Origin of the sequence: Paracoccus isoporae (genome assembly GCF_900101865.1) — a bacterium.
Lineage (GTDB): Bacteria > Pseudomonadota > Alphaproteobacteria > Rhodobacterales > Rhodobacteraceae > Paracoccus > Paracoccus isoporae.
Genome location: NZ_FNAH01000005.1, coordinates 38,591 through 64,933 on the forward strand (window position 1 = coordinate 38,591; position 26,343 = coordinate 64,933).

23 protein-coding genes and 1 tRNA gene are annotated in these 26,343 nt (G+C 66.6%); 8 read left to right on the top strand and 16 right to left on the bottom strand.

The features are described 5' to 3' along the window. Positions 1-115: 115 nt before the first annotated feature. From BLT73_RS09430 to BLT73_RS09440, 3 genes are read left to right on the top strand one after another with little or no spacing between them, the layout of a single operon-like run. Positions 116-1,126, top strand: a complete 1,011-nt coding sequence (locus BLT73_RS09430) for a Wzz/FepE/Etk N-terminal domain-containing protein (protein WP_176805023.1) — start codon at positions 116-118, stop codon at positions 1,124-1,126. Next, complete coding sequence (locus BLT73_RS09435) at positions 1,123-1,965, top strand: glycosyltransferase (protein WP_090523222.1); 843 nt, start codon at positions 1,123-1,125, stop codon at positions 1,963-1,965. The genes BLT73_RS09430 and BLT73_RS09435 overlap by 4 nt, the downstream gene beginning before the upstream one ends. Further along, the gene (locus tag BLT73_RS09440; protein ID WP_090523224.1) at positions 1,962-3,326 is read left to right on the top strand and encodes an O-antigen ligase family protein; all 1,365 of its coding nucleotides are present in this window, start codon (positions 1,962-1,964) and stop codon (positions 3,324-3,326) included. The genes BLT73_RS09435 and BLT73_RS09440 overlap by 4 nt, the downstream gene beginning before the upstream one ends. A 228-nt stretch (positions 3,327-3,554) precedes the next feature. On the opposite strand, the gene BLT73_RS09445 is transcribed toward BLT73_RS09440, so the two are convergent. The 3 genes from BLT73_RS09445 to BLT73_RS09455 all read right to left on the bottom strand — a co-directional run bounded on the left by BLT73_RS09445 (position 3,555) and on the right by BLT73_RS09455 (position 6,273). Beyond that, positions 3,555-4,250, bottom strand: a complete 696-nt coding sequence (locus tag BLT73_RS09445; RefSeq protein ID WP_090523226.1) for a sugar transferase — start codon at positions 4,248-4,250, stop codon at positions 3,555-3,557. Positions 4,251-4,877: 627 nt separating this feature from the next. Next, a complete protein-coding gene (locus tag BLT73_RS09450) occupies positions 4,878-5,822 on the bottom strand; it encodes a class I SAM-dependent methyltransferase (protein ID WP_090523227.1) in 945 nt (314 codons plus the stop codon). Positions 5,823-6,198: 376 nt separating this feature from the next. After that, positions 6,199-6,273, bottom strand: a tRNA-Gln gene (locus tag BLT73_RS09455). Between the two features lie 94 nt (positions 6,274-6,367). Between BLT73_RS09455 and BLT73_RS09460 the strand changes: the two genes are divergently transcribed. The 4 genes from BLT73_RS09460 (at position 6,368) to BLT73_RS09475 (ending at position 10,985) form a co-directional block, all read left to right on the top strand. Continuing rightward, a complete protein-coding gene (locus BLT73_RS09460) occupies positions 6,368-7,555 on the top strand; it encodes a BaiN/RdsA family NAD(P)/FAD-dependent oxidoreductase (protein WP_090523229.1) in 1,188 nt (395 codons plus the stop codon). A 28-nt stretch (positions 7,556-7,583) separates the two neighbouring features. Then, positions 7,584-8,711 carry a tRNA guanosine(34) transglycosylase Tgt gene (tgt, locus tag BLT73_RS09465; RefSeq protein ID WP_090523621.1) on the top strand — a complete coding sequence of 376 codons (1,128 nt, stop codon included), beginning with the start codon at positions 7,584-7,586 and terminating at the stop codon, positions 8,709-8,711. Between the two features lie 102 nt (positions 8,712-8,813). Next, entirely contained in the window at positions 8,814-9,992 is a 1,179-nt protein-coding gene (gene rnd, locus BLT73_RS09470) for a ribonuclease D (protein ID WP_090523231.1), read from the top strand. 27 nt (positions 9,993-10,019) lie between these two features. After that, positions 10,020-10,985: a GNAT family N-acetyltransferase gene (locus BLT73_RS09475; protein WP_090523233.1), complete on the top strand. Its 966-nt coding sequence runs from the start codon at positions 10,020-10,022 to the stop codon at positions 10,983-10,985. Between the two features lie 27 nt (positions 10,986-11,012). On the opposite strand, the gene BLT73_RS09480 is transcribed toward BLT73_RS09475, so the two are convergent. The 13 genes from BLT73_RS09480 to BLT73_RS09545 form a co-directional block, all read right to left on the bottom strand. Then, positions 11,013-11,972 (bottom strand): beta-ketoacyl-ACP synthase III, encoded by a 960-nt coding sequence (locus BLT73_RS09480; RefSeq protein ID WP_090523235.1) that lies wholly within the window; start codon positions 11,970-11,972, stop codon positions 11,013-11,015. Further along, entirely contained in the window at positions 11,969-13,072 is a 1,104-nt protein-coding gene (gene plsX / locus BLT73_RS09485; RefSeq protein WP_090523623.1) for a phosphate acyltransferase PlsX, read from the bottom strand. Before plsX ends, BLT73_RS09480 begins: the two co-directional genes overlap by 4 nt. A 22-nt stretch (positions 13,073-13,094) precedes the next feature. Then, the gene (rpmF, locus tag BLT73_RS09490; protein ID WP_090523237.1) at positions 13,095-13,301 is read right to left on the bottom strand and encodes a 50S ribosomal protein L32; all 207 of its coding nucleotides are present in this window, start codon (positions 13,299-13,301) and stop codon (positions 13,095-13,097) included. A 224-nt stretch (positions 13,302-13,525) separates the two neighbouring features. Further along, positions 13,526-14,131, bottom strand: coding sequence for a molybdenum cofactor guanylyltransferase MobA (gene mobA / locus BLT73_RS09495; protein ID WP_090523239.1), 606 nt, complete (start codon positions 14,129-14,131; stop codon positions 13,526-13,528). Further along, complete coding sequence (locus tag BLT73_RS09500; protein ID WP_090523241.1) at positions 14,128-15,198, bottom strand: Mrp/NBP35 family ATP-binding protein; 1,071 nt, start codon at positions 15,196-15,198, stop codon at positions 14,128-14,130. Before BLT73_RS09500 ends, mobA begins: the two co-directional genes overlap by 4 nt. A gap of 7 nt (positions 15,199-15,205) precedes the next feature. Next, positions 15,206-15,940: a triose-phosphate isomerase gene (gene tpiA, locus BLT73_RS09505; RefSeq protein WP_090523243.1), complete on the bottom strand. Its 735-nt coding sequence runs from the start codon at positions 15,938-15,940 to the stop codon at positions 15,206-15,208. Positions 15,941-15,991: 51 nt separating this feature from the next. Next, positions 15,992-16,372 (bottom strand): HesB/IscA family protein, encoded by a 381-nt coding sequence (locus tag BLT73_RS09510; RefSeq protein WP_090523245.1) that lies wholly within the window; start codon positions 16,370-16,372, stop codon positions 15,992-15,994. Between the two features lie 349 nt (positions 16,373-16,721). Continuing rightward, a complete protein-coding gene (gene purL, locus BLT73_RS09515) occupies positions 16,722-18,899 on the bottom strand; it encodes a phosphoribosylformylglycinamidine synthase subunit PurL (protein WP_090523247.1) in 2,178 nt (725 codons plus the stop codon). Positions 18,900-19,158: 259 nt separating this feature from the next. Continuing rightward, positions 19,159-19,737 (bottom strand): holin family protein, encoded by a 579-nt coding sequence (locus tag BLT73_RS09525; protein WP_090523251.1) that lies wholly within the window; start codon positions 19,735-19,737, stop codon positions 19,159-19,161. Further along, positions 19,728-20,339 carry a holin-associated N-acetylmuramidase gene (locus BLT73_RS09530; RefSeq protein WP_090523253.1) on the bottom strand — a complete coding sequence of 204 codons (612 nt, stop codon included), beginning with the start codon at positions 20,337-20,339 and terminating at the stop codon, positions 19,728-19,730. The genes BLT73_RS09525 and BLT73_RS09530 overlap by 10 nt, the downstream gene beginning before the upstream one ends. Positions 20,340-20,488: 149 nt before the next feature. Then, on the bottom strand, positions 20,489-20,932 hold the full coding sequence (gene ccmE, locus BLT73_RS09535) for a cytochrome c maturation protein CcmE (RefSeq protein WP_090523255.1): 444 nt from the start codon (positions 20,930-20,932) through the stop codon (positions 20,489-20,491). 9 nt (positions 20,933-20,941) lie between these two features. Further along, complete coding sequence (gene murI, locus BLT73_RS09540) at positions 20,942-21,754, bottom strand: glutamate racemase (RefSeq protein WP_090523257.1); 813 nt, start codon at positions 21,752-21,754, stop codon at positions 20,942-20,944. Between the two features lie 64 nt (positions 21,755-21,818). Then, positions 21,819-25,220: an indolepyruvate ferredoxin oxidoreductase family protein gene (locus tag BLT73_RS09545; protein WP_090523260.1), complete on the bottom strand. Its 3,402-nt coding sequence runs from the start codon at positions 25,218-25,220 to the stop codon at positions 21,819-21,821. 156 nt (positions 25,221-25,376) lie between these two features. Here BLT73_RS09545 and BLT73_RS09550 point away from each other — a divergent pair, with 156 nt between their 5' ends. Next, positions 25,377-26,276 carry a LysR family transcriptional regulator gene (locus BLT73_RS09550; protein WP_090523262.1) on the top strand — a complete coding sequence of 300 codons (900 nt, stop codon included), beginning with the start codon at positions 25,377-25,379 and terminating at the stop codon, positions 26,274-26,276. Positions 26,277-26,343 lie beyond the last annotated feature (67 nt).

A 26,343-nucleotide genomic window follows, 5' to 3' on the forward strand; every position in this document is an offset into this window, starting at 1 on the left:
CCGCCGGCCAAGATGGCGCGGGGTCTGCCGATCCGGCCCCTCCGCGCGGCCCGGTCCCATGCCAGCCTGCCCCCGCATTCGTTGCCCCGTCGCGCCCGGCCCCGGAGCCAGTGTCATGCATAAACCGCCCAGCTCTTTCACCTTCGGTGACGTGTTCCGCGCGCTCTGGCGCAACCTGATCCTGATTATCCTGCTCAGCGTGCTGGGCGGGGCCGGGGCCTATTACGTCGCCAACTCCCTGCCGGAGACCTATTCGGCCACCGCGCGGCTGATCTCCGATGCCGGGCGGTCCGGCCTGATTACCGTGGACGACCAGATCGCCGACGAGACCGGCGATGCCACCGCCACCTCGACCATGGTGGAGACGATCGGCACCAATGTCGTGCTGAACCACGCGCTCGAACAGCTCTCGCCCGAGGAAATGGCGATGCTGGAGGAGGCCGCCTATCCCCCCGATCAGCCCCGAGAGGAGGAGCTGTCGGAGGAGGAGCACCGCAAGGGCCTGCTGCGCCATGTCTCGCAGAATTTCGACGCCTCGAATAGCGGCCGGTCCTTCGTGGTGAACATCCAGTTCAACTCCGAAAACCCGGAGCTTGCCGCGGTCATGGCGAATGCGGTGGCGCAGGGCTATCTGCAATACCGGCTGGAGATGCGCAACGAGGTCTATGAGGAGATGCTGAACAATCTCCAGAGCCAGATCACCGAGCTGACCAACGGGCTGGAGACCGCCGAACAGACCGCGCAGACCATGCGCGAAAGGCTGCGCCTGCTGTCACAGCGCTCCGATGTCTGGGCCGAGGGGCGCCAGGACGAGGCGATTGCGGAGAATGCCGAGCTCTATTCCCGCCAGCGAGAGGCCGAGCGCGAGGTGGCCGCGACCGCCGTGGTGTATGAGCAGCTTCTGCTGGAGCATCGCCAGATCCAGAGCCGGATGGGCGAGCCGGAGATTTATGTCCAGCTCTTCTCTCCGGCGGTGGTGCCGACCCGCCCCAGCGGCTTCAACGTCAAGCCGGTGATCCTGGCGCTCGGCGTCATGGCCGGGTTCCTGCTGGGTCTCTCGATCGGGATGATCCGCGCCAATCGGCAGCGGCGGCGGGCCGCGGATGCGGCGGAGGTGACGCGATGAGCCAGGGCGAGAGCCGGGCGCCGTCCGCCACCCCGCCAAGCGGCCGCGATCGTCCCGAGATCTGCGTGCTGATCCCCGTCTTCCGCGACCAGGACGGGCTGACCGAGACGCTGCGCATTCTGGCCGAGGAGCCGCACCCGCTCGATATCGTCGTCGTCGATGACGGCTCGCCGGAGCCGATCCGGGCCGATGACATGGCCGGGCCGCATCGGGTCACGCTGCACCGGCTGGCGCGCAACCAGGGCATCGAGCACGCGCTGAACGCCGGGATCGAGACCATCTTTGATCGCGGCTATCCGTTCATCTCGCGGCTGGATTGCGGCGACATCCCGCTGCCCGGCCGGTTCGAGAAGCAACTGGCCTTCATGCACGCCAATCCCGATGTCGGCATCGTCGGCACCTGGGCACGCTGCGTGAACGATGACGGGGAATATCTGTTCACCCTGCGCTTCCCCAGCGACGAGGCCGAGATGCGGCGCAAGCAGCGCTACGTCCCCGCGATGCTGCATCCGACGATCATGATCCGCGCGGCGGCGTTGCGCGAGGTCGGGCTTTATTCCGACCGCTACAAGACGGCGGAGGATTACGACCTGTTCCTGCGCATGGCCCGGAAATTCCGCATCGCCAATATCCCCGAGGTGCTGACACAGTATATCGTCAGCGAAACCGGCACCACCGCCGCCAAGCGCAAGCGCAACCTGCGCGCGCGGCTGCGGGTGCAGCGGGACAATTTCGGCGCCACCGATCCCCATGCGTATCTGGGTCTGGCGCGCACGGTCGGGTTCATGGCCATCCCCTTCGACTGGATCACGGCGGTCAAGAAGAAGGTCTGGAGATGACGGCTTCGGCCCGGCGGCTCGCGCCCGCGGCGGTCGTCATCCTGCTGGTGGTGTCGACGGTCTTCAACGATCTTCTGCCGCTCATCCCGGCCGGCGAGCTGTCGAAGGACGCCTTCATCTATGTCATGCCGCTGGGGCTGATCTTCCTGTTCAGCCGCCCGGCGCGGCTGGCCATGCCGACCGCCTTCACCCTGATCTTCCTGGCGCTGATCCTCGCCATCGTGGCCAGTGTCGTGGTGAATTACGACGAGATCGCGGTCGCCCATTTCAAGGGCCGCAGCGGCATGAGCCGGATCATCACCCAGGCCATGGCGATGGTGCTGGGTGTGGTGGTGGCGATGATGTTCTATAATTTTGCCCGCAACGGCCAGATGCGCGACATCTCCAGGGGTGCGCAATGGGGGCTGTTGGTGATGGCGGGCTTCGGCGTGCTGGAAGTCGCCTCCTGGTACGGCATTCCGGGGCTGACCCAGCTTTTCGATGCGCTGTCGGTTTTCGTCCATGCCGAAACCAGCGAGTTCTACCCGATCCGGCTGCGCCTGACCGCCTTCGAATCCTCCTGGGCGGCGGTGATGCTGACATTCATCTTTCCCTTCGCCGTCACCCATGCCACGCGCGGCCAGCTCGTGCTCTATACGCTGATCGTCGTGATCGCGATGGTGCTGATGCAGTCGCGCACCGCGATGCTGGTCATGGGGATCCAGTTCCTGGTGCTGATCTGGGCCTTCCTGCGGCACCGGCGCGACCACATGATCCATCTCGCGACGCTCGGCTGTGCGGCCCTGCTGGCGCTGTTCCTGGTGCCGGGGGGGCAGAGATCCGTCGTCGAGGTTGTCTCGAACATGATCGAATATGGCAGCACGGAGGGGCTGATCGACCCGTCCGGCGGCGATGAGAACATGTCAAACGTCACGCGGCTGGCGGCGATCCAGGCCGGAGTCTCGATGTTTCGCGAGGCGCCGGTCTTCGGCGTGGGGTTCGGCCAATACGGGTTCAACTATCCCGCCCATGTCCGCGGGGAGGATCTGCGGAGCTGGGAGGTCCGCTCCTATCTGACCGAAGCGGATATCGAACTGGGCTGGCCCCCGGCCTATTCGCTGCATGTGCGGCTGCTTTCCGAGCTGGGCGTGGTGGGATACGGGCTGTGGCTGGCGCTGATCCTTCCGTCGCTGTTCCGCTCCCTGCGTTACGCCAGCGGTGTGACCTATCTGGGGCGGATGCATCTGGCGGTGGCGACGACGCTGATCGGCTGGATGCTGCTGGGGGCGAGCATCGACAGTTTCCGCTTCTTCGGTGGCTGGATCGCGCTCGGCGTGGGCTATGCGCTGCCCAGGCCGCCAGTTGGGGTCACGCGGCGCTGACGGAGCCGAGACGGCGCCTCTGGCTGAAATGGCCCCGTCAAGGATCGGGACTGCAATCTCCGAGCAGCGATGTGGCACAAGCCGCCGCGATCCCTGACGGACTTGCTTGCGGTCCCTGCCTCGACCCGGTCGGACCGCAACGACCTGCCTTGCCGCCCCGCCGAAACGTCACGGGGGCAGATGCTTGCGCATCTGCCCCCGATCCGGGTTTTGGTTACACGACACTCGTTACTTACCGGTCCGTCTGAGCATGGTGACGATGGTCATCACCAGGATACGCAGATCTTCCGTGAAGGAGACATTGCGCTCATAGGTGACGTCCATCGCCACACGCTCGTCATAGGACACGTCATTGCGGCCGGTGGTCTGCCACAGCCCGGTGAAACCGGGGCGCAGCCGCAAATAGGAGACCGCGTCTTCGCCATAGCGGGGCAACTCGTCACGCACGATCGGGCGCGGCCCCACCAGGCTCATATCTCCGCGCAGCACGTTGAAGAGCTGCGGGATCTCATCGAGGCTGGTCTTGCGGATGAAATTGCCGACGCGGGTGACGCGCGGATCATTGGTCAGCTTCTGGCTCTCTTCCCATTCCTGGCGCCATTCCGGGTGCTTTTTCAGCACCTCGTTCAGCTTCTCCTCCGCATTGGCAACCATTGACCGCATCTTGATGCAGCCAAAGCTTTCGCCACCCTGGCCGAGGCGCTTGTGAACAAAGAATGGTTTACCTCTATCATGCAGATAAATTACGCTACCCAATACAATCAGAACGGGAGCCAGTATTAATATCCCGAACAGGCTCGCCACCACGTCAAAGACGCGCTTGCCCCCGTTCCGATACCACTCCGCGGGACCGCCCTGCGGGCGACCCAGGGCTGCCCCACCGTTTGAAGCATTCGTAACAAGTTGATTTTCAACATTTACCATTTATCTTCACCGATTATTTCCTGGCGGCTGAACCGCGTCGGGCACTCATTCGAGGCTTTCGCCTGACTCGTGAGACCAATTAATCACCGGCTATAATGCTGTAAAGTGCTGCGCCGCAGCGTGGGGCAATGCATTTCTAAACGGACAAGTCCGTTCTAGCTGATCATTTCAGTTGCAACTAAAGGGATGGCGGAAATGTGATCGGCTAACATTGGTTATGACGCGTGATTTCCTGCGCGATTTCGGGCAGTTGCAATTACAAATCGAGGTAGCTGTTAGCGTATAAACTCCGGCTCCGACGGGAACCAACCAGAACTCAATCCCAGGATGTCGTCGTGGCGCCGGCATAAACTTTTGAGGGTGGCGGGAATTTGCCGGAAATCCGGCTCGTCGCGGCGCCGAGGGACGGTTTTCCGCGCCTCGTGCATGGCAGCCATGCAGATAAACGGCGCAACTCGCCTCATGCGAGAGGGGATGGCGGCGGCGAGGCTGCTTTTCGGGAAGCTGTCGTAGCGTCAATCGGCAATCGGCGGCCGCCTTGCGCTGTCGGGCGCAGATGAACCGCCGGACGCGACACGGGTGCGGCACCACGCGTCGCCAGATCGCCTGAGGAGCGAAGGCGGCGGCTCAGCCCGTTTTCTGCGCGCCCTGGTAATGCGCGATGATGCCGTGGGGCGTCAGCGTCTCCGCCGATTTCCGGCCGTAGAAGAACACGCCGCTCGCCCCGTCCTGCGCGTAATCGTCCGGGATGAACCGGTCGAGATACTGCGTCCAGAAAAACGCCAGCTTGGCCAGCTTCCCGGCCCTGCGCGAGCGGAACAGGCTGCGCGCCAGGTAATCGACCGACCACATGAACTGCATCCCCGGCCCGCCGCTCGCGCCCGAGGCGACACAATCGAAGCGGCGAAACAGATATCGGTGCCCGCTCTCGGTGAAGCGGGTGAAGTCATAGGGGCCCTCGTGGACCTGCTGCATGAACGGGGTCTCCGCATAGACGAGCCCGCCCGGTTTCAGCACCCGCCAGATCTCCGACACGACCTCGCCCGGCTGCAGCACATGTTCCAGCACCGCCTGGATCACCACCGCGTCGATGCTGTCATCCGCCAGCGGCAGGTGATGGCCGTCGGCGATGAACTGCACATTGGGCGTGTCGTAGATGTCGAACCCGGCGATGCGGATATCGGGGTGATCGTAGAGCGGCTGCATCCCCTGGCCGACACTGCCGCCACCGATCACCAGCAGCCGGACCGGCCGGCCCATCGCCTCCAGATCCGCAACCAGCCGCGCGACGTTCTGCACGGTCGCCTGCTTCTGCGGCGAGAGCAGGCGCTTCACCCCGGCGGTGAGACCCCGATATTCGCTGCGATGGATCTGGCTGTCGGCCTGCGAGGCCATGACCTCGTCCCGAACCAGCACCGAATCCGAGAAATCCACCAGCACCGGCTTTCCGCCGACCGAGTTGTAATGATGCCCTTCGGCACATCGGATCGCGCCATCCCCGTCGCGCTGCAGCTCGGACCCGCTGCGCGGACAGCGCAGCAGCGGGAAACACTCATCAACGGTCATAAGCATGTGACCAGACCTCGTTAAAAAGACACGGGGCAGAATGAAGACCTTATACCGCCGATTTGCAAGACGCGCCTGACGGCGCATTCACGTTTGCGTTGGCGGCTGCCCATAACGCGTCCGCCGGCAAAACCCTGCCGAACCGGGATCCGCCGAAGGGGGCCGGCGCCACCGGACAGGCCGACTGACGGCGGCCACGCAGGATGTCGAACAGGAGATGACGATTTCACGACAAGCCGGTCTGCGGCGCCTCGCGGGGCGCGGCCTGCATCTGGTCGGCACCGTGCGGCGGACCCGAACGCCACCTGTCCGCCGAACTGCAAAAAACCCGCTAGCGGATCGCCGCGTCGTCCGGTCCGGGAATGGCTGTTCCGAGAGTGACTGGCTGGGGCGGTAGGATTCGAACCTACGGTACACGGTACCAAAAACCGCTGCCTTACCACTTGGCTACGCCCCAACGGTGCGGGCGTATCTAGCGCCCGTTTCGGGGCGGTGCAAGGGGGAGGCGCGAAAAACTTGCGGGCGGATTTCGCGGCGCGTATGGCGGCGGGATGGAGTGCGATATTCTGATTATCGGGGCCGGTGCGGCGGGACTGTTCTGTGCGGGCAGCGCGCAGGCGCAGGGGGCGCGGGTGGTGGTCATGGATCACGCGACGCGCCCGGCCGAGAAGATCCGCATTTCCGGCGGCGGGCGGTGCAACTTCACCAACCTCGCCACGTCGCGCGAGCGGTTCCTGTCGGCAAACCCGCGCTTCTGTGCCTCGGCGCTTGCCGCATACAGCCCGCAGGATTTCGTCGCACTTGTCGATCAGGCGGGGATTGCCTGGCATGAAAAGACGCTGGGTCAGCTCTTTTGCGACGGGAAGGCCACCCAGATCACCGAGATGCTGATCCGCCGGATGGAGGGCGCAGAGCTGTGGCTGGAAACCACGCTAAACGGCCTGACACGCGGTGCTGACGGGTTTATCGCGCAGACCTCGCGCGGGGTCGTGCGGGCGGGCTGCGTGGTGGTCGCCTCGGGCGCGAAATCGATCCCGAAAATGGGCGCGACCGGGCTTGGCTATGACCTCGCGCGGCAATTCGGTCTGGACATTGTCGAGACGCGGCCCGGCCTGGTGCCGCTGACCTTTGCCGAGCAGGATCTGGCGCTGTGCAAACCGCTGGCCGGCCTGTCCGTCGAGGCCGAAATCCGGCACGGCAAGACCCGTTTCCGCGATGCGCTGCTGTTTACCCATCGCGGGCTGTCGGGTCCGGCGGTGCTGCAGATCTCCAGCTATTGGCAGCCCGGCGATACGGTCGAGATCGATTTGTGCCCCGGCGCCGATCTGGCGGCGGCGCTGCGGGACCGCCGGGGGCAGGGCGGGCGCGTGGCGGTAGGCACGGTGTTGTCTGCGCATCTGCCCGCGCGGCTGGCCGAGGCGGTCACAGCCGATCTGGGGCTGACCGGCGCGAGGCTGGCCGACCAGAATAACAAGACGCTCGACGGCATCGCCGCGCGGATCCATCGCTGGCAGGTCCGGCCCGTCGGCTCCGAAGGATACCGCACCGCCGAGGTGACGGTGGGCGGCGTCGATACGCGCGGGCTCGACGCCAGGACCATGCAGGCCCGCGACGCGCCGGGGCTGTATTTCATCGGGGAATGTGTCGATGTGACCGGCTGGCTCGGCGGGTATAATTTCCAATGGGCCTGGGCCTCGGCCCATGCGGCGGGGGTTTCGCTGGCGCGCGGCGGACGCTAGAAGGCGGGGTCGCAAGAAAGGGCGCGAGATGAGCCGATTTTCCTTTACCCTCAACGCCACGGATGGGCGGGCGCGGGCGGGCGTGATCGACACGCCGCGCGGCCAGATCCGCACCCCCGCCTTCATGCCGGTGGGCACGGCGGCGACGGTCAAGGCGATGCTGCCGGACTCGGTGCGCGCCACGGGGGCGGATATCCTGCTCGGCAACACCTATCACCTGATGCTGCGCCCCGGTGCCGACCGGATCGAGCGGTTGGGCGGGCTGCACAAATTCATGAACTGGGATCGCCCGATCCTGACTGACTCGGGCGGGTTTCAGGTCATGTCGCTGGCCGATCTGCGCAAGCTTGACGAGGACGGCGTGACCTTTGCCAGCCATATCGACGGGTCGCGTCATGTCCTCAGCCCCGAAACCAGCATGGAGATTCAGCGCCAGCTCGGCTCGGATATCGTCATGGCCTTCGACGAATGCCCCGCCTTGCCCGCGACCGAGGAACGGCAGGCCGAGGCGATGCGGCTGTCGATGCGATGGGCGCAGCGGTCCCGCGATGCCTTCGGCGACCGGCCCGGACATGCGCTGTTCGGGATCATGCAGGGCGGGGTGATCCGCCATTTGCGCGAGGAAAGCGCCGAGGCGCTTACATCCATCGGTTTTGACGGATATGCCATTGGCGGGCTGGCCGTGGGCGAGGGGCAGGAGGCGATGTTCGGCGTGCTGGATTACGCGACCGACCTGCTGCCGCAGGCACAGCCGCGCTATCTGATGGGGGTGGGCAAGCCCGATGACATCGTGGGCGCGGTGCAGCGCGGTGTGGACATGATGGATTGCGTGCTGCCCTCGCGCTCGGGCCGGACCGGGCAGGCCTGGACACGGCGCGGGCAGGTCAACATCAAGAACGCCCGCCACGCCGACGATCCGCGCCCGCTGGACGAGGAATGCCGCTGCCCCGCCTGCACGGGTTACAGCCGCGCCTATCTGCATCACGTGTTCCGCGCCGGCGAGATGATTTCCGGCATGCTGCTGACCTGGCACAACCTGCATTATTATCAGGATCTGATGCAGGGGCTGCGTGACGCCATCGCAGCGGGCGGGCTGGACGGGTTCGCCGCCGATTTCCACGCCACCCGCGCCGGCGGCGATATCCCGCCGGTCTGAGCGGATATCGGCCGATTCATCGAATTTCCTTTTCAGTATACCGTGGAAACCCTATGCCGAACGGTGCTGGCGGATGACCCGCCACCTTGCGGAAAGGCCAGAATGACCGAGTTCACCACGATCACCACCACCGACGCGCTGGCGGCCTTCTGCGAAGATGCGAAATCCCAGCCCTATGTCACCATCGACACCGAGTTCCTGCGCGAGCGGACCTTCTACTCCCGGCTCTGCCTGATCCAGATGGCGCTACCCCCGGCCTCGGGGCCGAAATCGGATGGCGGGCCGGCCGTGCTCGTCGATCCGCTGGCGCCCGGCCTGTCGCTGGAGCCGCTGTACGATCTGTTCCGCCACGAGGCGACGGTGAAGGTGTTCCACGCCGCGCGCCAGGATGTGGAGATCTTCTTCCACGATGCCGGGATCTTTCCCACACCGCTTTTCGACACCCAGATCGCTGCGATGGTCTGCGGCTTCGGCGAGCAGGTGGGGTATGAGACGCTGGTGCGCAAGATCGCCAAGGCCAATCTCGACAAATCCTCGCGCTTCACCGACTGGTCGCAGCGCCCGCTCTCCAAAGCGCAGCAGAATTACGCCATCGCCGATGTGACCCATCTGCGCGCGATCTACGAATCGCTCAAGGGTCAGCTCGACCGCTCCGGCCGTGCCGCCTGGGTGGCGGAGGAGGCCGCGGTGCTCGTCGATCCCGAAACCTATATCACCCGCCCCGCCGAGGCCTGGCAGCGCGTGCGCACAAGGTCCAACTCGCCCCGCTTCATGGCCATCGTGCGCAAGCTGGCCGAGTTCCGCGAGGAGTACGCGCAGAGCCGGAACGTCCCGCGCGCGCGCGTGTTCAAGGATGACGCGCTTGTCGAGCTGGCCTCGACCAAGCCGCAAAGCGAGGCGGAGCTGGGCAAGTCGCGCCTGCTGCTGCGCGAGGGGCGCAAGCCCGAGATTGCGCAGGGGATCCTTGCGGCCATCAAGGCCGGGATGGAGGGTCCCGACCCGCCGCGCCTGCCCAAGGAACAGCCCGGCCCGCCCGGCAACGGGGCGCTCGGCGAATTGCTGTGGGTGCTGCTGAAAGCCAAGGCCGAGGCCGCGCAGGTCGCGCCCAAGCTGATCGCCACCACCGCCGATCTGGACGCCATCGCCCAGGGCGCGCGCGACGTGGCCGCGCTTCAGGGCTGGCGGGCCGAGGTGTTCGGCCGCGACGCGCTGCGCCTGGCCAATGGCGAGATCGCGCTGTCCGCGGCAGGCGGGGCGGTCAGCGTCGTCGAACTGGCATGACCGCCGCGCCCCGGCCGGCGGGCTGAGATGCGCATCACCCTGCGCCCGCCCGCGCACGGCGATGTCGATGCGATCTGGCGCAATCTTCAGGATGCGGAGACCGTGCAGTGGCTCACCACGCTGCCGTTTCCCTATCAACGCTCGGATGCGGTGGCATTCGTCGATCAGATTGCCACGCCGGATGACATGGCGATCATCGCGGATGGCGAGTTCGCCGGGGTGATCCGGGTGCGGGGCGAGATCGGATACTGGATCGCACCGCCGCTGCGCCGGCGCGGCATCGCCCGCCGGGCGCTGCAGATCGCCCTGTTCCGGCATTTCGCCGCCAGTGACGATCCCGTCCGGGCCAACCATCTCGACGGCAACATCGCCTCCCGCGCGCTGTTGGAGGGGGTGGGCTTCCGCGAGACCGGGGCCGGGCAGGTCACGCGGCGCTTCGACGGGCGCAGCGTGCCGCAGCGGCACATGGAGCTGACCCGCAGCGCCTTCGTCGCCGCGCTGTCGATCCGCACCCCGCGCGGCCTGCTGACCCCGATGACCGAAGCCGATTTCCCGGCGCTCCACCGCATTGCGACTGAGCCCGCGACGGCGCGGATGCTGATGCGCTTCTTCCCCGGCCAGACCGGGGCAGAGTTCGCCCGCATCATGCGCCCGGCGATGGATCCGGTCACGCGTCCCGTCAGGCTGGCCATCCGCCGGGACGGGCGCTGCATCGGCTCCATCGGCGTCGATGCGGGCGCGGATCCGGCGGTATTCTATTTCCTCGCGCCGGAGGCGGCCGGGCAGGGGATCGCGTCGGAGGTGCTGCCGGTCTTCTGCGACGCGGTGCAGGACTGGTTCGATCTCGACACGCTGACCGCGCAGGTATTTGCCGATAATGCCGCCTCGCGCCGGGTGCTGGAGAAAGCGGGGTTCGCGGCAGGCGAGACGCGGCTGCTCGTCTCCGCCGGGCGGGCACGGCCCGAGACAGGGCTGGTCATGCGGCGCGGCTGAACGGGCCGGCGCAGGCGCGACGGGTGCTTACCAGCGGACCACCACGCTGCCCCAGCTCAGCCCGCCGCCGATGGCTTCCGTCACGATCACGTCGCCTTCGCTGAACCGCCCGGCCTCATCCGCGACCGACAGCGCCAGCGGGATCGACGCGGCGGAGGTGTTGCCGTGATCGGCCACGGTCAGCACGACCTTTTCCATCGGCAGGCTCATCCGCTGCGCGGTGGCGGTGATAATCCGGGCATTGGCCTGATGCGGCACCAGCCAGTCCACATCCGCAGTGGTCAGCCCGGCCTTCTCTATGGCGCGATGCGCGGTCTGGGCCAGCTTTTCGACCGCGTGGCGGAACAGCACATTGCCCTGCATCCGCAGCTTGCCGGCACTGCCGGTGGTCGAGACCCCGCCATCGACATAAAGGATATCGCGGAACGAGCCGTCGCTGTTGAGATCCGATGACAGGATCCCGCGCGCGCCCTCGGCGGCCTCCAGCACCACCGCCCCGGCGCCGTCGCCGAACAGCACGCAGGTGCCGCGGTCGGACCAGTCGAGAATGCGGCTGAACGTCTCCGCCCCGATGACCAGCACCCGGTCGGCCTGGCCCGCGCGGATCATGGCGTCGGCATTGGCAAGCGCAAAGACGAAGCCCGCGCAGACCGCCTGCACGTCGAATGCAAAGGCCCTGGTCAGCCCCAGCCCCGATTGCACCATCGTGGCGACCGACGGAAAGGTCAGGTCCGGTGTCGATGTGGCCACGATCACCGCATCGATCTGATCGACAGACAGCCCCGCCCGCGACATGGCCTGTTCGGCGGCGCGGATCGCCATGGCGGAGGTGGTCTCGCCCTCGGCCGCGAAATGGCGCCGCTCGATCCCGGTGCGGGAGCGGATCCATTCGTCCGAGGTGTCCACCTTGTCCTCGAACCAGGCATTCTCCACCACGCGCTCGGGCAGATAGCGGCCGGTGCCGCGAATGACGGCGCGTCGTGTCACGTGCGCTCCTCGTCCGGCGCGGGCCGGGTTTCCTCGACGCTCGCGGCGGCGCGGGCCACCCGCTCCGCCAGCCGGTCCTGAAAGCCCGACTGCGCCAGCCGGAAGGCCAGCTTGATCGCCGCCGACACGCCGGTCGCATCGGCCGAGCCGTGCGATTTCACCACCATCCCGTTCAGCCCCAGAAACACCCCGCCATTCACGCGGCGCGGGTCGATCCGCTTCTGCAGGCGTTTGAGCGAGGTGATCGCCAGCAGCGCGGCGAATTTCGACATGATGGAGTTGCCGAATGCGTCCTTCAGGAAGGCGCCGACCAGCTTGGCCGTGCCCTCGCCGGTTTTCAGCGCGACATTGCCGGTGAAGCCGTCGGTGACGATCACATCCACCTTGTCCGAGGGCAAATCGCCCCCCTCGACAAAGCCCACATAATCGAAATTCCCGGTTTCCTGCGCGTCGAGGATCATCTCATGCGCATGACGCAGCTCGGCCCGGCCCTTATGCTCCTCGGTGCCGACATTCAGCAGGCCGATGCGCGGGCGCTCCACCCCCAGCCCGTTGCGGGCATAGGCGGCACCCATCAGCGCATATTGCAGCAGATCGGGCGCATCGGCGCGAATATCGGCGCCGCAATCCAGCATGACGTTGAAGCCCTGCGGGTTGCGCGACGGCCACAGGCAGGCAATGGCGGGCCGGTTCACGCCCGGCAGCTTGCGCAGCCGGATCATCGACAGCGCCATCAGCGCGCCGGTATTGCCGCAGGAGACCGCGACCGAGGCCTCGCCCGCGCGCACGGAATCGACCGCCGACAGCATCGAGGTGCCCTGCGCGCCGCGGATCACCTGGCTGGGCTTGTCATCCATGGACACGACGCCCGGCATGTCGCGGATCTCGCAGCGATCGGCCAGATCGCTCCGGCGGGTGATGAGCCGCGTCAGCTCGTCCTTCGGGCCGTGGACGATAAAGCTGATATCGGGATTCTTGTCGGCGCTCTTGGCGATGCCATCGACAATCGCGGACGGGCCGTGATCGCTGCCCATCGCATCAACGGAAATCACCACGCGGCCCCCGTGAGAGGGGCGGCGCGGTGAATTGCTGTCCGTCATCTGCGACATCAGCGAAAGCCGATCAGGCCGCGTCGTCGTCCAGGTCGATCTCGGCCGTCTGCGCCACGATTTCACGGTCGGCGTAATGGCCGCAGGACGGGCAGACGTGATGCGGGCGCTTCAGCTCGCCGCAGGACGGGCATTCATTGGGGTTCGCCGCCGACAATGCGTCATGCGCGCGGCGCATGTTCCGCTTGGAACGGGTCACTCGGTTCTGAGGGACAGCCATGTCTCAACCTCGGGTCAGGGGCCGCGCATCCCATGCGGGGCCGGTGTCAGAAAACGGATCAGAGCCGCGGCAATAGGTCACAACCGTGCCGGAGGCAAGTGAAAACCTGTCCGGTCGGCTGGGCCCGAGCGCGCGGCTCGTGAAGGCCGGAACATAGCGATTCTCGGCCGATGTTCAAGCCGTATATGCCCGCGCCGCGCGACTGCGGCAGATCGGCCACCCGCTCAGCCAAGGTGCTGCGCGCGGGCCAGATCCTCGGGCGTGTTGACGTTGAAGAAGGCGGCGTCGTCATCGAAATCCGCGATGAGGTGATCGTGGCACGCGGCGAAATCGAGGATGCGGCCGCGCCCGTCCTGCAACTGCGCCCGCAGCGCGTCGCGCAGCGCCACCGGCCATCGCCCGAATGTGGGGTGCAGCCGCCGCGCGCCATCCGGTCCCGGCGCGGCGGCCAGCACGATCCGGTCCGGCGGGGCCGTGCGGTCGAAGCGGCGGGCCAGATCGGCGGGCAGGAACGGCGTGTCGCCCGCCACGCAGATCACCGCCTGCGCCCCCCGCCCGGCGGCCCATCTCATCGCGGCCAGCACTCCGGCCAGCGGTCCGGGATATCCGGGCAGCGGATCGGCCAGCACCGGCAGTCCGAACCGCGCCAGCCGCGCCGGATCGCCATTGGCGCTGATCGCAAGCGCACCGGCCTGCGGGCGCAGCCGCGCGATCACCTGATCCAGCAGCGTGGCCCCGCCGAGGGACAGCAAAACCTTGTCGCCGCCCCCCATCCGCGTCGCGCGCCCGCCGGCCAGGATCACCGCGGGCAGGGGGGCGGCGGAGGTCACGCCACCCCGGCCGCCACCAGACCCTTCGCCAGCTTGCGGAAGGCCTGCGATGCGGCGCTGTCCGGGGCCGAGACCGCCACCGGCGTGCCGTCATCTGCGGCCACGCGCACCGCCAGTTCCAGCGGCAACGCGCCAAGCAGCGGCACACCCAGCGTCTTCGCCTCCGCCGCCACGCCGCCTTCGCCGAAAATATGCTCCTCATGTCCGCAATTGCGGCAGACATGCACCGCCATGTTCTCGATCAGCCCGAGGATCGGCACGTTCAGTCGCTTGAACATGTTGATCCCCTTGCGCGCATCGAGCAGCGCGATGTCCTGCGGGGTGGAGACGATGACGGCCCCGTCCAGATGCGCCCGCTGCGACAGCGAAAGCTGCACATCGCCGGTCCCCGGCGGCAGATCGACCAGCAGAACGTCCAACTCGCCCCATTGCACCTGGAACAGCATCTGCTGCAACGCGCCCATCAGCATCGGGCCGCGCCAGATGATCGCCTCATCCTCCTGCGTCAGCAGGCCCAGCGAAATCAGCTTCACCCCATGCCCTTCCAGCGGGATCATGGTCTTGCCGTCGGGGCTGGAGGGACGCCCCGTCACCCCCAGCATGCGCGGCTGGCTGGGGCCGTAGACATCGGCATCCAGCAGCCCGACCCGCCGCCCTTCGGCGGCCAGAGCGGCGGCGAGATTGGCGGCGACGGTGGATTTCCCGACCCCGCCCTTGCCAGAGGCGATGGCGATCACATGTTTCACCCCCGGCACGCGCTCCGGCGCGTTGGGCTTCTTCTGCGACTGCGCCTTCAGATCCGGCGGCGGCGGCGCGTCACTATGCGCGGTCATCACCGCGCTGACCTTGCTGACCCCGTCAAGCGCGCGCACCGCCGCCTCGGCCTCGGCCAAGGCGGCCTCCATGGGCTTGGCCTGCGCCGGGTCGATCTCCAGCACGAAACGGACCTCGCCGCCCTCCTCGACGCTGATCGCCCGCGCAATGCCGGCATCGACCAGATTGCCGCGCCCGTCCGGGGCGGCCACGCCGCGCAGCGCGTCGATCACCGTGTCGCGGGTCAGGGCCATGGCGGGTTTACGCTTGCGCCAGAGCATCGATGATCGGTCCGAAATCGCTGGCCTTCAGGCTGGCCCCGCCGACAAGCGCGCCGTTGACATGGTCGATGGCAAAGATCTCCGCGGCATTGCCGGGCTTCACGCTGCCGCCATAGAGCAGGCTGACATCGCCGCCATCCCCGAAGCGGGCCGACAGCGTCTCGCGCATCAGCGCATGGACCTCTGCGATCTGCTCTCCCGTCGGCGTGCGCCCGGTGCCGATGGCCCAGACCGGCTCATAGGCGACGACGGTGTTCGCGGCGGTGGCGCAATCCGGCACCGATCCGGCAAGCTGCGCGGCAATCACGTCCAGCGTCTCGCCCGCATCGCGCTGTGCCTCGGTCTCGCCCACGCAGATCACGGTCGTCAGCCCCGCTTCATGCGCGGCAACGGCCTTGGCCGCGACCTGCGCATCCGTTTCGCCATGATCGGCGCGGCGTTCGGAATGGCCCAGGATGACATGGGTGGCGCCCGCATCGCGCAGCATGGCGGCCGAAATATCGCCGGTATGGGCGCCGCTCTCCTTCGCGTGGCAATCCTGACCGCCAATCGCGATCTCGCCCGCATGGGCCACGGCCGGGGTAATCAGCGTGGCAGGCGGGCAGATCAGCACGTCGCAGCCATTCTCGCGCCCGGCCAGATCGTCCAGCTCGGACAGCGCGGCGGTCAGCCCGTTCATCTTCCAGTTCCCTGCGGCGAGTTTTCTTGCGGACATGCGCGATCCTCCTGAAATATGCGACAGGGATAGGCGGGTGCCGCGCGGGCTTCAAGCCTTGGGCTGCGTCCCGGCGGCCAGCTCATCGAGAGAGAACGACACCGATTCCCCGCAGCCGCAGGCATCGGTGACATTGGGGTTGCGGAACTTGAAGCCCGATTCGAGCAGCCCGGTCTCATAATCGATCTCGGTGCCGAACAGGAACATCTGCGCGGTGGGCGCGATCAGCACGCGTGCGCCGTTCTGCTCGATCACCTCATCGGCCTTGTCTGCCGCGGCCACCATGTCCATGGTGTATTCCATCCCCGCGCAGCCGCCTTTCTTCAGCCCGATCTTCAGGCCGAACGCCTCCTTGCCGGCCATCAGCCGGGTGATCTGGCGTTCCGCCGCCGGGGTGATGGTGACCGGGGCCTGTCCGGGGATCGAGAACATGATGTCAGCCTTTGGTTGCGCTGTGACAAAGGTAAGAAGTTGACGCCGATTTCTCAAGACTACAGCGGTTGCGGACCGTCAGCCGGAATAATTGCGCAAGCAAAAGTTGCCCTCGCGCACCGCGCCGCGTCGCCAACACTGCCTGACAGAGGGCCGGCGGTCGTCCGTGGGCGGCCGCATCCGGCAGCCGGGTGAGGCGCTTTATCGTTCAAACCCGCTGAACAGCCGTTCGGCGTGGGGCGGCACCGAAGCGGCCGCCCGATGGGGCGGACGGCCGCTGGCCCGGCGGGGCTGCGCGCCTTGATTCCGGGCCGGGCCTGCAAATCGACGACCAAATCGCAATCCGGCCTTACCCCAGCGGCTCCTCGCCGTGGATCGCATCCGAAAACGCCCGCCTATACAGCGCCGACAGCTCCGCCAGATCGCCCGCATCTTCGCCCATCTGAACGGCCATGCCGCCGAACTGCCCAACCTCCGCCGCGGGAATCCCGGCGGCTTCGGCGGCTTTCAGCAGCGCATCCGCCCCCGCCGCGTCGCAGACCGCCAGATAGCGGGCCTGATCTTCGCCATAGAGCGCGGCAATATCGTCGGTGTGCAGCCGCACCCCGATCCCCGCCGTCTCGGCCATCTCGAAGGCCGCAAGCGCCAGCCCGCCATCGGACAGATCCGTCGCACAGCGGATAAGGGCGCGGTTGGCGCGCAGGAACTCGCCATGGCGCCGCTCCGCCGCCAGATCGACGGGGGGCGCATCGCCCGCCTCGATCCCGAAGGCTTCGGCCGCGAGCGCCGACTGTCCGAGATGCCCGGCGGTCTCACCGATCAGCACCGCCACATCGCCCTCCTCGGCCACGCCTGCGATCAGATCGTCGAGGCTCTCCAGCAGACCCACCGCACCAATCGTCGGCGTTGGCAGGATCCCCTGACCGTCGGTTTCATTGTACAGCGAAACGTTCCCAGACACGATCGGCATGTTGAGCGCGGCCACCGCCGCGCCAATGCCTTTGATCGCGCCAACGAACTGGCCCATGATCTCGGGCTTTTCGGGATTGCCGAAATTCAGATTGTCCGTCGTCGCCAGCGGCCGCGCCCCCACCGCGCAGAGGTTGCGATAGGCCTCCGCCACGGCCTGCTTGCCGCCCTCGACCGGGTTTGCCCTGACATAGCGCGGGGTGACATCGGCGGTGAAGGCGAGCGCCTTGCCCGTGCCGTGGACCCGCACCACCCCCGCGCCAAGTCCGGGACGGCGCACCGTGTCGGCACCGACCTGCGTGTCATACTGCTCCCACACCCAGCCCTTATGCGCGTAATTCGGAGACCCGATCAGCGCCCGCAACGCATTGAGCGGGGTGATCTCGGGCAGATCGGGCATCGCCCCGGCCGGGGGCGTCTCCACCCAGGGCCGGTCATATTCCGGCGCGCTCGAGGAGAGTTTCGATAGCGGCAGATCCGCCACCACCTCGTTGCCGTGCAGGATCAGGAAGCGGTCCTCGGCAATCGTCTCGCCGACGATGGCGAAATCCAGATCCCATTTCTCGAAGATCGCCCGCGCCTCGGCCTCCTTCTCGGGCTTGAGCACCATCAGCATGCGTTCCTGGCTTTCCGACAGCATCATCTCATAGGCCGTCATCTCCGTCTCGCGCTGCGGTACATGGTCGAGGTTGAGCCGGATGCCCAAGCCCCCCTTATCGCCCATCTCCACGGCGGAACAGGTCAGCCCGGCCGCGCCCATGTCCTGGATCGAGATGACGCTGCCCGATGCCATCAGCTCCAGACAGGCTTCCATCAGGCATTTCTCGGTGAAGGGATCGCCGACCTGCACGGTGGGCCGCTTTTCCTCGATCGTGTCGTCGAACTCGGCCGACGCCATCGTGGCCCCCCCAACCCCGTCGCGCCCGGTCTTGGCCCCCAGATAGACCACCGGCATCCCGATGCCCGAGGCGGCGGAATAGAAGATCGCATCCGCATCGGCCAGACCCGCCGCAAAGGCGTTCACCAGGCAATTCCCGTCATAGGCCCGGTGGAACCGCACCTCGCCGCCGATATTCGGCACGCCGAAGCAATTGCCGTAGGAGCCGATCCCCTCGACAACGCCCTTGACCAGATGCGCGGTCTTGGGGTGCTCGGGCCGTCCGAAGCTCAGCGAATCCATCGCCGCGATGGGCCGCGCGCCCATGGTGAACACATCGCGCAGGATCCCGCCCACGCCGGTCGCAGCCCCCTGATGCGGCTCGATATAGGAGGGGTGGTTGTGGCTCTCCATCTTGAAGACCACCGCCTGACCGTCGCCGATATCGACCACGCCCGCATTCTCTCCCGGCCCGCAGATCACCTGCGGCCCCTCGGTCGGCAGGGTGCGCAGCCATTTCTTCGAGGATTTGTAGGAGCAATGCTCATTCCACATCGCGCTGAAGATGCCCAGCTCGGTGAAGCTGGGGGTCCGGCCGATGATGTCCAGAATGCGCTGATACTCGTCGGGCTTCAGCCCGTGGGCGGCGATCAGATCCTCGGTGATCTCCGGTTCGGTCATGGCTGTCCCCCGTCTGTGTGGATGGCCCGCCTTTTAGGCGCTGATCCCGCAGAGGAAAAGGGGGCGCGACACGCGGATCGGCGCAAAAAAAGCCGGGCACAAGGCCCGGCCCAAGTCCAACAGGGAGGTGAAGGTTATGAGAGTTGCCTCAATCATCGCCTTCGCAGAGTGATCTAGTGGCAGCCTGCCGCGCTGACAAGCTTTTTCATGCTGCAATTGCAGCATAGCCGCCATGCGCTGAAAGCATGGCAGGCTGATTTCAGCCTGCCGCCGCGCGCATTTCCGCCTGCCATTCCTGTAATGCAGCATTGTCGGCGTAATTTGCGCTGATCGCCGCCGGGGTCGGTCGAAGCTGGGCCGCCCCGGCATCCGGCAGTTGCTGCGGTGCGGAAATTTCTGCGCCGCGTGACCCCGGCCTGCGACCGCCACGCCCGCGTGATCCCGGATTGCGGAAATAATGCGCCTCCCGCGCCCCGAAATAGAACGAGACGATGGCCCCCAGCAGCCACCAGAGCGGCTCCGGCACGGCATGCAGCCCGGCCATGCGCTCGGCAAACCGCGCCGGGGCCGCCATGGCAAAGACGAACAGCGCCAGCGTGCCGATGGCCATGCAGGGCCGGGGCAGGCGGTTCAGCCCGTTCACGAAGCCGTCGAACCGGCCCGGCCGGGGCGCGGCGAACTCGGCCCCGAATTGCGACAGCGCGTCGCGATGCGCGTCCGCCTCCAGCTCCATCCGGCGGGTCGCGTTCTCATGGAACACCCCGGCCATGTCAGCCGCCGCGCCGGCGACGCCCTGCGCGGCCGGGCCGATGCCGATCAGCCGGTCGATCATCCCCATGCCGCGATCCTTTCGCGATGCTGGGCGGCGCTCAGGTGAAACCGCGCCGCGATGAATTCCTCCGCCCGGATGATCCAGCCGCCCTTGCCGCCGTCGCGCCGCCGGGCATATTTCCGGCTGGCCGGGCGGCGATCCGCCAGGGCATAGTAGAAATTCCGCCGTTCGATCCCGTAGGCATCGGCCAGATGGCGCGGCGCGGCGTCCGCGGCGGCCTGCGCGGCTGCGCGGGTCTTGGGGCCGATCACCCCGTCATCGCGCGCCGGAAATCCCATCCGGCTCAGCAGGCGCTGAAGGATCTTCACGGCGTTGGTGCCGGAGTTGACATACATGTCGAACACCGAGGGCTGAAGCATCTGCGGCAGAGCGCCGAGCCCCGGACGGCGGTAATAGTGTTCGAGAAAGATTTCGGTGGCCTGCGCGCGGGTCAGCGCCTTCACATCGGCGCGGTCCACCCGCCCATCGCCGGTCAGATCCCGTCCCAGCCGCCGCATCGTGCCGATGGTGACGCCGTGTTTCGTCGCCCCGCCCGGATCGTCGGGATCGTCCACGTAACCGCCTTCGCGCGCCACGATTTCCGCCGCGATGTCCCTGACAGATTTCATCTCGCCCTCCGCCTGATCTGACCGGGGAAAGCCTGCTGCGGGAAGGTTAAGCTGCGGCTAAGCCGTCGCGCGTTGCGCGCTCAGCATCCCGCGCGTTTCGCGCCGAGCATCTCGCGCGTTGCGCGCTGACCGCCCCGCGCGTCGCACGCTCAGCTTCCGGGCACCTCGTAGACCCCGGCCTCTTTCAGCGAATCCGCCACCTCGCGAGGCATGTAATTCTCGTCATGCTTGGCCAGGATTTCCGTCGCCACGAAAACCTCGCCCTGCATTTCTCCGGTGCCGATCATGCCCTGGCCCTCCTCGAACAGGTCGGGCAGCACGCCGGTGAAGCGCACCGGGATCACATGGGCCCCGTCGGTGACGGAAAAGCTGACCGTCTCGCCCTGGCCGCGGGTCAGGCTGTCCGCCTCGACCAGCCCGCCCAGCCGGAACACCTCGCCCGGCGCGGGCGGCTCCTCCATCACCTGGGTGGGCGCGCGATACAGGTTGATGCCGTCGCGAAAGCCGTATCCGATCAGCACAGCCGCCAGCAGAAGCGCCACGGCGGCAGCAATGATGATCTGTATTCTTCTCTGCTTTTTCAGTGATTTCATGGAAACACCTCAGGCCGCGTCAAAGACCACGCGACGGCGCAGGAACTGGATCGCCTTGGAGGAGACCCGCGCCGGATCGCCGGTCGTCAGATAGCGGGACTCGGTTCCCGCGCCGATCATCTCCGGGTGGCGTTCGAGATAGTCGGCCAGGCTGTCCGCCACCAGCCGCGCCTGGCTGAACACCTGCACCTCCGGGCCGAGCGCCTTCTGGAAGGCCTCCTGCATGAACGGGTAATGCGTGCAGCCCAGGATCGCCGCCTCGGGCTGCGGCATGCGGCGTTTCAGCGCCTCGACATGGCTGGCGATCAGCGCCTCGGCCAGGATCTCGTCGCCATCCTCGATCGCGTCCACCACCCCGCCGCAGGGCTGCGCCTCGACATCGACGCCGATGGCGCGAAAGGCCAACTCGCGCTGGAAGGCCCGGCTGGCCACCGTCGCGGGGGTGGCGAACAGCGCCACATGCTTCACCGCCACCTCGCGCGGGGGCGAGTTGTCACCCCATTGCCGCTCTGTCAGCGCCTCGATGAGCGGGACAAAAACGCCCAGTACCCGCTTGTTTTCGGGCACGAATTTCTCCTGCATCCGGCGCAAGGCGGCGGCCGAGGCGGTGTTGCAGGCCAGGATCACCAGATCGCACTCCTCCTGCCACAGCCGTTCCGTGGCAGCACAGGTCAGATCATAGATATCCTCGGCGGTGCGCACCCCGTAAGGCGCGTGGGCATTGTCGCCGAAATAGACCAGTGGCAGATCGGGCAGCCGGTCCTGGATCGCCCTGTAGACGGTCAGCCCGCCCAGCCCGGAATCGAATACCCCAACCGCCATGTCATGTCCTCGCCAGCCCAGACCGCGACATAGGACGCGGTCCGGGAAAAGTCCATGCGGCAGGTCACTCCGCCGCGGTGGCCAGCGGTGTGCCCCCGTCGCGGAACGCCTCGATCAGCTCGGCGCGGCGGGCGGCGGCCTCCTCGGCGGCCTTGTCCTTGATCAGGCCATAGCCCTTGATGCTCAGCGGCAGCCGGGCCAGTTCGCGCAGGATCTCCTCGGTGGCGGGGGTGACCTGCGGCAGCAGGGCGCGCAGATCGGCCTCGTGCTGGGCCAGCATGGCGCGCTCCGCCCGCCGCTCGGCCAGCCACCCGAACGGGTCGAACGCGGTGCCGCGCAGCCCTTTCATCCGCGCCAGCAGGCGGAAGCCGGGCAGGATCCACGCGCCGAATTCCCGCTTTTTCGGCCGTCCCTCGCTGTCGCGGCCCGGCAGGACCGGCGGCGCGAGGTGGAAGGACAGCTTCGTGTCGCCATCGAATTCGCGCGCCACCCCGTCGGCGGTCTTCAGATGCAGACGTGCGACCTCGTATTCATCCTTATAGGCCATCAGCTTGAACAGCCCCGCCGCCACATCCTCGCGCAGATTGTTGGGGGCGAGTGCCACAAGATCGCGGAAACGCTGCGCATAGGCCTCGTCCTGGTATTCGACCAGCCAGTCGGCGCGGAACGCGATCGGGTCGGGCCGTTCGGCGGGTTTGGCAGGCGCGGTGAATTCGGCCACCGCCGCAGGATCGCTGACCGCCCAACGCCCGATCTTGAAGGCGCGCTTGTTCTCTTCGACCTTGGCGCCGTTCAGCTCGATCGCGGTCAGGATCGCGTCTTCACTCAGCGGGATCAGACCGCGCTGCCATGCGCCGCCCAGAACCAGCATGTTCGAGTAGATCGAATCGCCGAGCGCCTTGCGCGCCAGCTCATTGGCATCGAAAAACGCCACCTGATCGCCAAGCCGCGCCTGAAGCGACATCTTCAGTCGGTCGGCGGGGATCTGGAAATCGCGGTTCTTGGTGAACTCGCCGGTGATGATCTCGTGATCGTTCACCACCGCGCCGGTGCGGTCCTTGGTCATCAGCCCGATGGTCTTGGCCCCGGCCGTCACCACCAGATCGCCGCCGATGATGCAATCCGCCTCGCCCACCGCGACGCGGATGGCGCTGATATCGCCGGGCGCGTTGGCCAGGCGCAGATGGATATGCACCGCGCCGCCCTTCTGGGCGAGGCCGGCCATCTCCATCATCCCGGCCCCCTTGCCGTCGATATGGGCGGCCTGCGCCAGCACCGCGCCGATGGTGACGACGCCTGTGCCGCCGACGCCGGTGATGACGACATTATGCGTGCCGTCAATGGCGGGCAGGTCGGGCGCAGGCAGGTCCGGCAGGTCGAGCGCGGTTGCCGCCGGTTTTTTCAGCTTACCGCCGCGGACAGAGACGAAGCTGGGGCAGAACCCGTTCACGCAGGAATAATCCTTGTTGCAGGAGGATTGCTCGATCTGGCGCTTGCGGCCCAGTTCCGTGTCCAGCGGCACGACCGAGACGCAGTTCGACTGCACCCCGCAATCGCCGCAGCCCTCGCAGACATCCGGGTTGATCCAGATGCGCCGGTCGGGATCGGGAAACAGCCCCTTCTTGCGGCGGCGGCGTTTTTCAGCGGCGCAGGTCTGGACATAGATGATGGCCGAGGTGCCGCCCTGTTCGGTCAGCTCGCGCTGCACCCGCATCATTTCCGACCGCTCCTCGATCCGCAGGCCGCCGAACTGGCTGGCGTCGAACTCCTCTTTGGAATCGTGGACCACCACCACCGGATCGACCCCCATCGCCACCAGCTCGCGCGCGATTTGCGGCGCGGTCAGGTCACCCTCATTGGGCTGGCCGCCGGTCATGGCGACGGCGTCGTTATAGAGGATCTTGTAGGTGATATTGGTCTTGGTGGCGACGGCGTGGCGGATGGCGAGAATGCCGGAATGGTTATAGGTTCCGTCGCCAAGGTTCTGAAAAACATGACCCCTCTTGCTGAACGGCGCTTCCCCGACCCAGTTGGCACCCTCGCCGCCCATCTGGGTGAAGCCGGTCGTCTCGCGGTCCATCCACTGCACCATGTAGTGACAGCCGATCCCGGCATAGGCGCGGCTGCCGTCGGGCACGCGGGTCGAGCTATTATGCGGACAACCCGAGCAATACCAGGGGGTTCTGACCGCAATCTCGGGCGCGTTGTCGGCGCGGCGCGCGGCGGTCAGCTTCTCCAGCCCGGCGCGGATGCCCTCGGTGCCGCGACCTTCCTCGATTAGGATGCCGCCCAGCTTTTCCGCGATCATCACCGGGTCGAGCGCATAGCGCGTCGGGAACACCTCCTCGCCGGTGCGGTCATGGTGCCAGCCGATGACGCGACGGCCATGGCGGTTGTCGAAGATCGCCTCCTTGACCTGCACCTCGATCAGCTTGCGCTTTTCCTCGACCACGATGACCAGATCCAGCGGCTCGGACCATTCCTGGAAGGTCTTCATGTCCATCGGGAAGGTCTGGCCGATCTTGTAGGTGGTCAGCCCCAGCCGGTCGGCCTCGGCCTCGTCGATGCCCAGCAGGGACAGGGCGTGTACCAGATCCAGCCAGTTCTTGCCCGCCGCGACAAAGCCGATCTTCGCGCCCGGCTTGCCCCAGATCCTGCGGTCGATCTTGTTGGCGCGCGAAAACGCCTCGGCCGCGAAGCGTTTATAGTCAATCATCCGGGCCTCTTGCAGCACCGGCGTATCGCCCAGACGGATATTCAGCCCGCCCTCCGGCATCTCGAATTTCGGGGCCACGAAGTTCAGCCGGAACGGATCGCCATTGACGACCGAGGTCGCCTCGACCGTGTCCTTCATCGTTTTGAGACCCGTCCACACCCCCGCGAAGCGCGACAGCGCAAAGCCGTAAAGGCCGAAATCCAGGATCTCCTGCACACCGGCCGGCGACAGCACCGGGATATAGGCATCCACCATCGCCCAGTCGGACTGGTGCAGCACGGTCGAGCTTTCGCCGGTATGGTCGTCGCCCATCGCCATGACCACGCCGCCGTGCTGCGACGATCCGGCCATATTGCCGTGGCGCATCACGTCGCCGGTGCGGTCCACCCCCGGACCCTTGCCGTACCACAGCGCGAAGACGCCGTCATATTTCCCCTCGCCGCGCAGTTCGGCCTGCTGGCTGCCCCAGATCGCGGTGGCGGCCAGATCCTCGTTCAGACCGGGCTGGAACAGCACGTTCTCGGCGGAAAGCAGCTTCTCGGCCTTCATCATCTGCAGATCGACGCCGCCCAGCGGGCTGCCGCGATAGCCGCTGACAAGCCCGGCCGTGTTCAGCCCGGCGGCGGTGTCGCGCGCGTGCTGCATCAGCATCAGCCGCACGAGCGCCTGCGTGCCGTTCAGCAATACCTGCGATTTCGACAGATCGAAACGATCCGCCAGCGAGAATGACTGGTCCTGTGGAACCCCCATCTGGCCCTCCCTGCTCGAGTGGTGGTTGCGGTCATTATACGTCAGCAAAGCTGACCCACAAAGGGAAAACTCTCTTTTCGCATATGTTGCCGAAAATCCCGTGAGCGCGTAAGAGTTGCAACGATTGCATGGCTCGCGGGACAGAAAGACACAGAGATGGATTGGGACAAGCTGCGCATTTTCCATGCGGTCGCTGATGCCGGCAGCCTGACCCATGCCGGCGATTCGCTGCGCCTGTCGCAATCCGCCGTCAGCCGCCAGATCCGCGGGCTGGAGGATCAACTCGGCGTGACCCTGTTTCACCGGCATGCGCGCGGGCTGATCCTGACCGAGCAGGGGGAACTGCTGTTTTCCGCCACCGCCGAGATGGCGCGCAAGCTCGACATGGCCGAGGCACGCATCCGCGACACCGAAGAACAGGTGATGGGCGAGCTGAAAGTCACCACCGCCACCGGCTTCGGCACGCTGTGGCTGGTGCCGCGCCTGAACAAGCTCTACTCGCTCTATCCCGATCTCAAGATCAACCTGATCCTGGAAGAGCGGGTCATGGACCTGCCCATGCGCGAGGCCGATGTGGCGATCCGCATGAAGGAGCCCAGCCAGTCGGACCTGATCCGCCGGCGGCTGCTGAACATCCGCATGCGGCTCTATGCCACCCGCAACTACCTGACCGAGGCCGGCCGCCCGTCCAGCGTGCCCGACCTGGCGCGGCACCGGGTGATCTGCCAGGATCCGGCCGTGCCGCAGGTCTCGGCGGGCAAACTGTTGGTGCAGCAATTGCTGGAAAGCCATCCGCGCTCTCTGTTGATGGTGAACAATTATTTCGGCGTGTTGCAGGCGGTGCTGAACGAGGTGGGGATCGGGGTTCTGCCCGATTACCTGACCGCCGATTTCCCCGAGCTGGTGCGGGTCTTCGACGATGTCGAATCCGCCGAGGTGCCGGTCTTCCTGGCTTTCCCCGAGGAACTGCGCGGCTCGCGCCGGGTGGTAGCGTTCCGCGATTTCGTCGTGGACGAGATCCAAGCCTATCGCAAATCGCAAAGCACCGCGGCCTGACAGGGGCGGGCGGTCTCACGGATTTATGTGCCGATGCGGCACTGCGCCGCGTCGCCGGAAGATGGTC

Bases quoted from the DNA above. Each gene is read 5' to 3' on its own strand.
- BLT73_RS09450 (WP_090523227.1), bottom strand. From the start codon at position 5,822: ATGCTTATGACCGTTGATGAGTGTTTCCCGCTGCTGCGCTGTCCGCGC.
- murI (WP_090523257.1), bottom strand. From the start codon at position 21,754: ATGGCGGTTGGGGTATTCGATTCCGGGCTGGGCGGGCTGACCGTCTAC.
- BLT73_RS09525 (WP_090523251.1), bottom strand. From the start codon at position 19,737: ATGGGGATGATCGACCGGCTGATCGGCATCGGCCCGGCCGCGCAGGGC.
- BLT73_RS09550 (WP_090523262.1), top strand. From the start codon at position 25,377: ATGGATTGGGACAAGCTGCGCATTTTCCATGCGGTCGCTGATGCCGGC.
- BLT73_RS09435 (WP_090523222.1), top strand. From the start codon at position 1,123: ATGAGCCAGGGCGAGAGCCGGGCGCCGTCCGCCACCCCGCCAAGCGGC.
- BLT73_RS09440 (WP_090523224.1), top strand. From the start codon at position 1,962: ATGACGGCTTCGGCCCGGCGGCTCGCGCCCGCGGCGGTCGTCATCCTG.
- ccmE (WP_090523255.1), bottom strand. From the start codon at position 20,932: ATGAAATCACTGAAAAAGCAGAGAAGAATACAGATCATCATTGCTGCC.
- rpmF (WP_090523237.1), bottom strand. From the start codon at position 13,301: ATGGCTGTCCCTCAGAACCGAGTGACCCGTTCCAAGCGGAACATGCGC.
- BLT73_RS09545 (WP_090523260.1), bottom strand. From the start codon at position 25,220: ATGGGGGTTCCACAGGACCAGTCATTCTCGCTGGCGGATCGTTTCGAT.
- plsX (WP_090523623.1), bottom strand. From the start codon at position 13,072: ATGACGGACAGCAATTCACCGCGCCGCCCCTCTCACGGGGGCCGCGTG.
- BLT73_RS09510 (WP_090523245.1), bottom strand. From the start codon at position 16,372: ATGTTCTCGATCCCCGGACAGGCCCCGGTCACCATCACCCCGGCGGCG.
- BLT73_RS09430 (WP_176805023.1), top strand. From the start codon at position 116: ATGCATAAACCGCCCAGCTCTTTCACCTTCGGTGACGTGTTCCGCGCG.
- BLT73_RS09500 (WP_090523241.1), bottom strand. From the start codon at position 15,198: ATGGCCCTGACCCGCGACACGGTGATCGACGCGCTGCGCGGCGTGGCC.
- BLT73_RS09530 (WP_090523253.1), bottom strand. From the start codon at position 20,339: ATGAAATCTGTCAGGGACATCGCGGCGGAAATCGTGGCGCGCGAAGGC.
- BLT73_RS09475 (WP_090523233.1), top strand. From the start codon at position 10,020: ATGCGCATCACCCTGCGCCCGCCCGCGCACGGCGATGTCGATGCGATC.
- BLT73_RS09445 (WP_090523226.1), bottom strand. From the start codon at position 4,250: ATGGTAAATGTTGAAAATCAACTTGTTACGAATGCTTCAAACGGTGGG.
- purL (WP_090523247.1), bottom strand. From the start codon at position 18,899: ATGACCGAACCGGAGATCACCGAGGATCTGATCGCCGCCCACGGGCTG.
- tpiA (WP_090523243.1), bottom strand. From the start codon at position 15,940: ATGTCCGCAAGAAAACTCGCCGCAGGGAACTGGAAGATGAACGGGCTG.
- BLT73_RS09460 (WP_090523229.1), top strand. From the start codon at position 6,368: ATGGAGTGCGATATTCTGATTATCGGGGCCGGTGCGGCGGGACTGTTC.
- rnd (WP_090523231.1), top strand. From the start codon at position 8,814: ATGACCGAGTTCACCACGATCACCACCACCGACGCGCTGGCGGCCTTC.
- tgt (WP_090523621.1), top strand. From the start codon at position 7,584: ATGAGCCGATTTTCCTTTACCCTCAACGCCACGGATGGGCGGGCGCGG.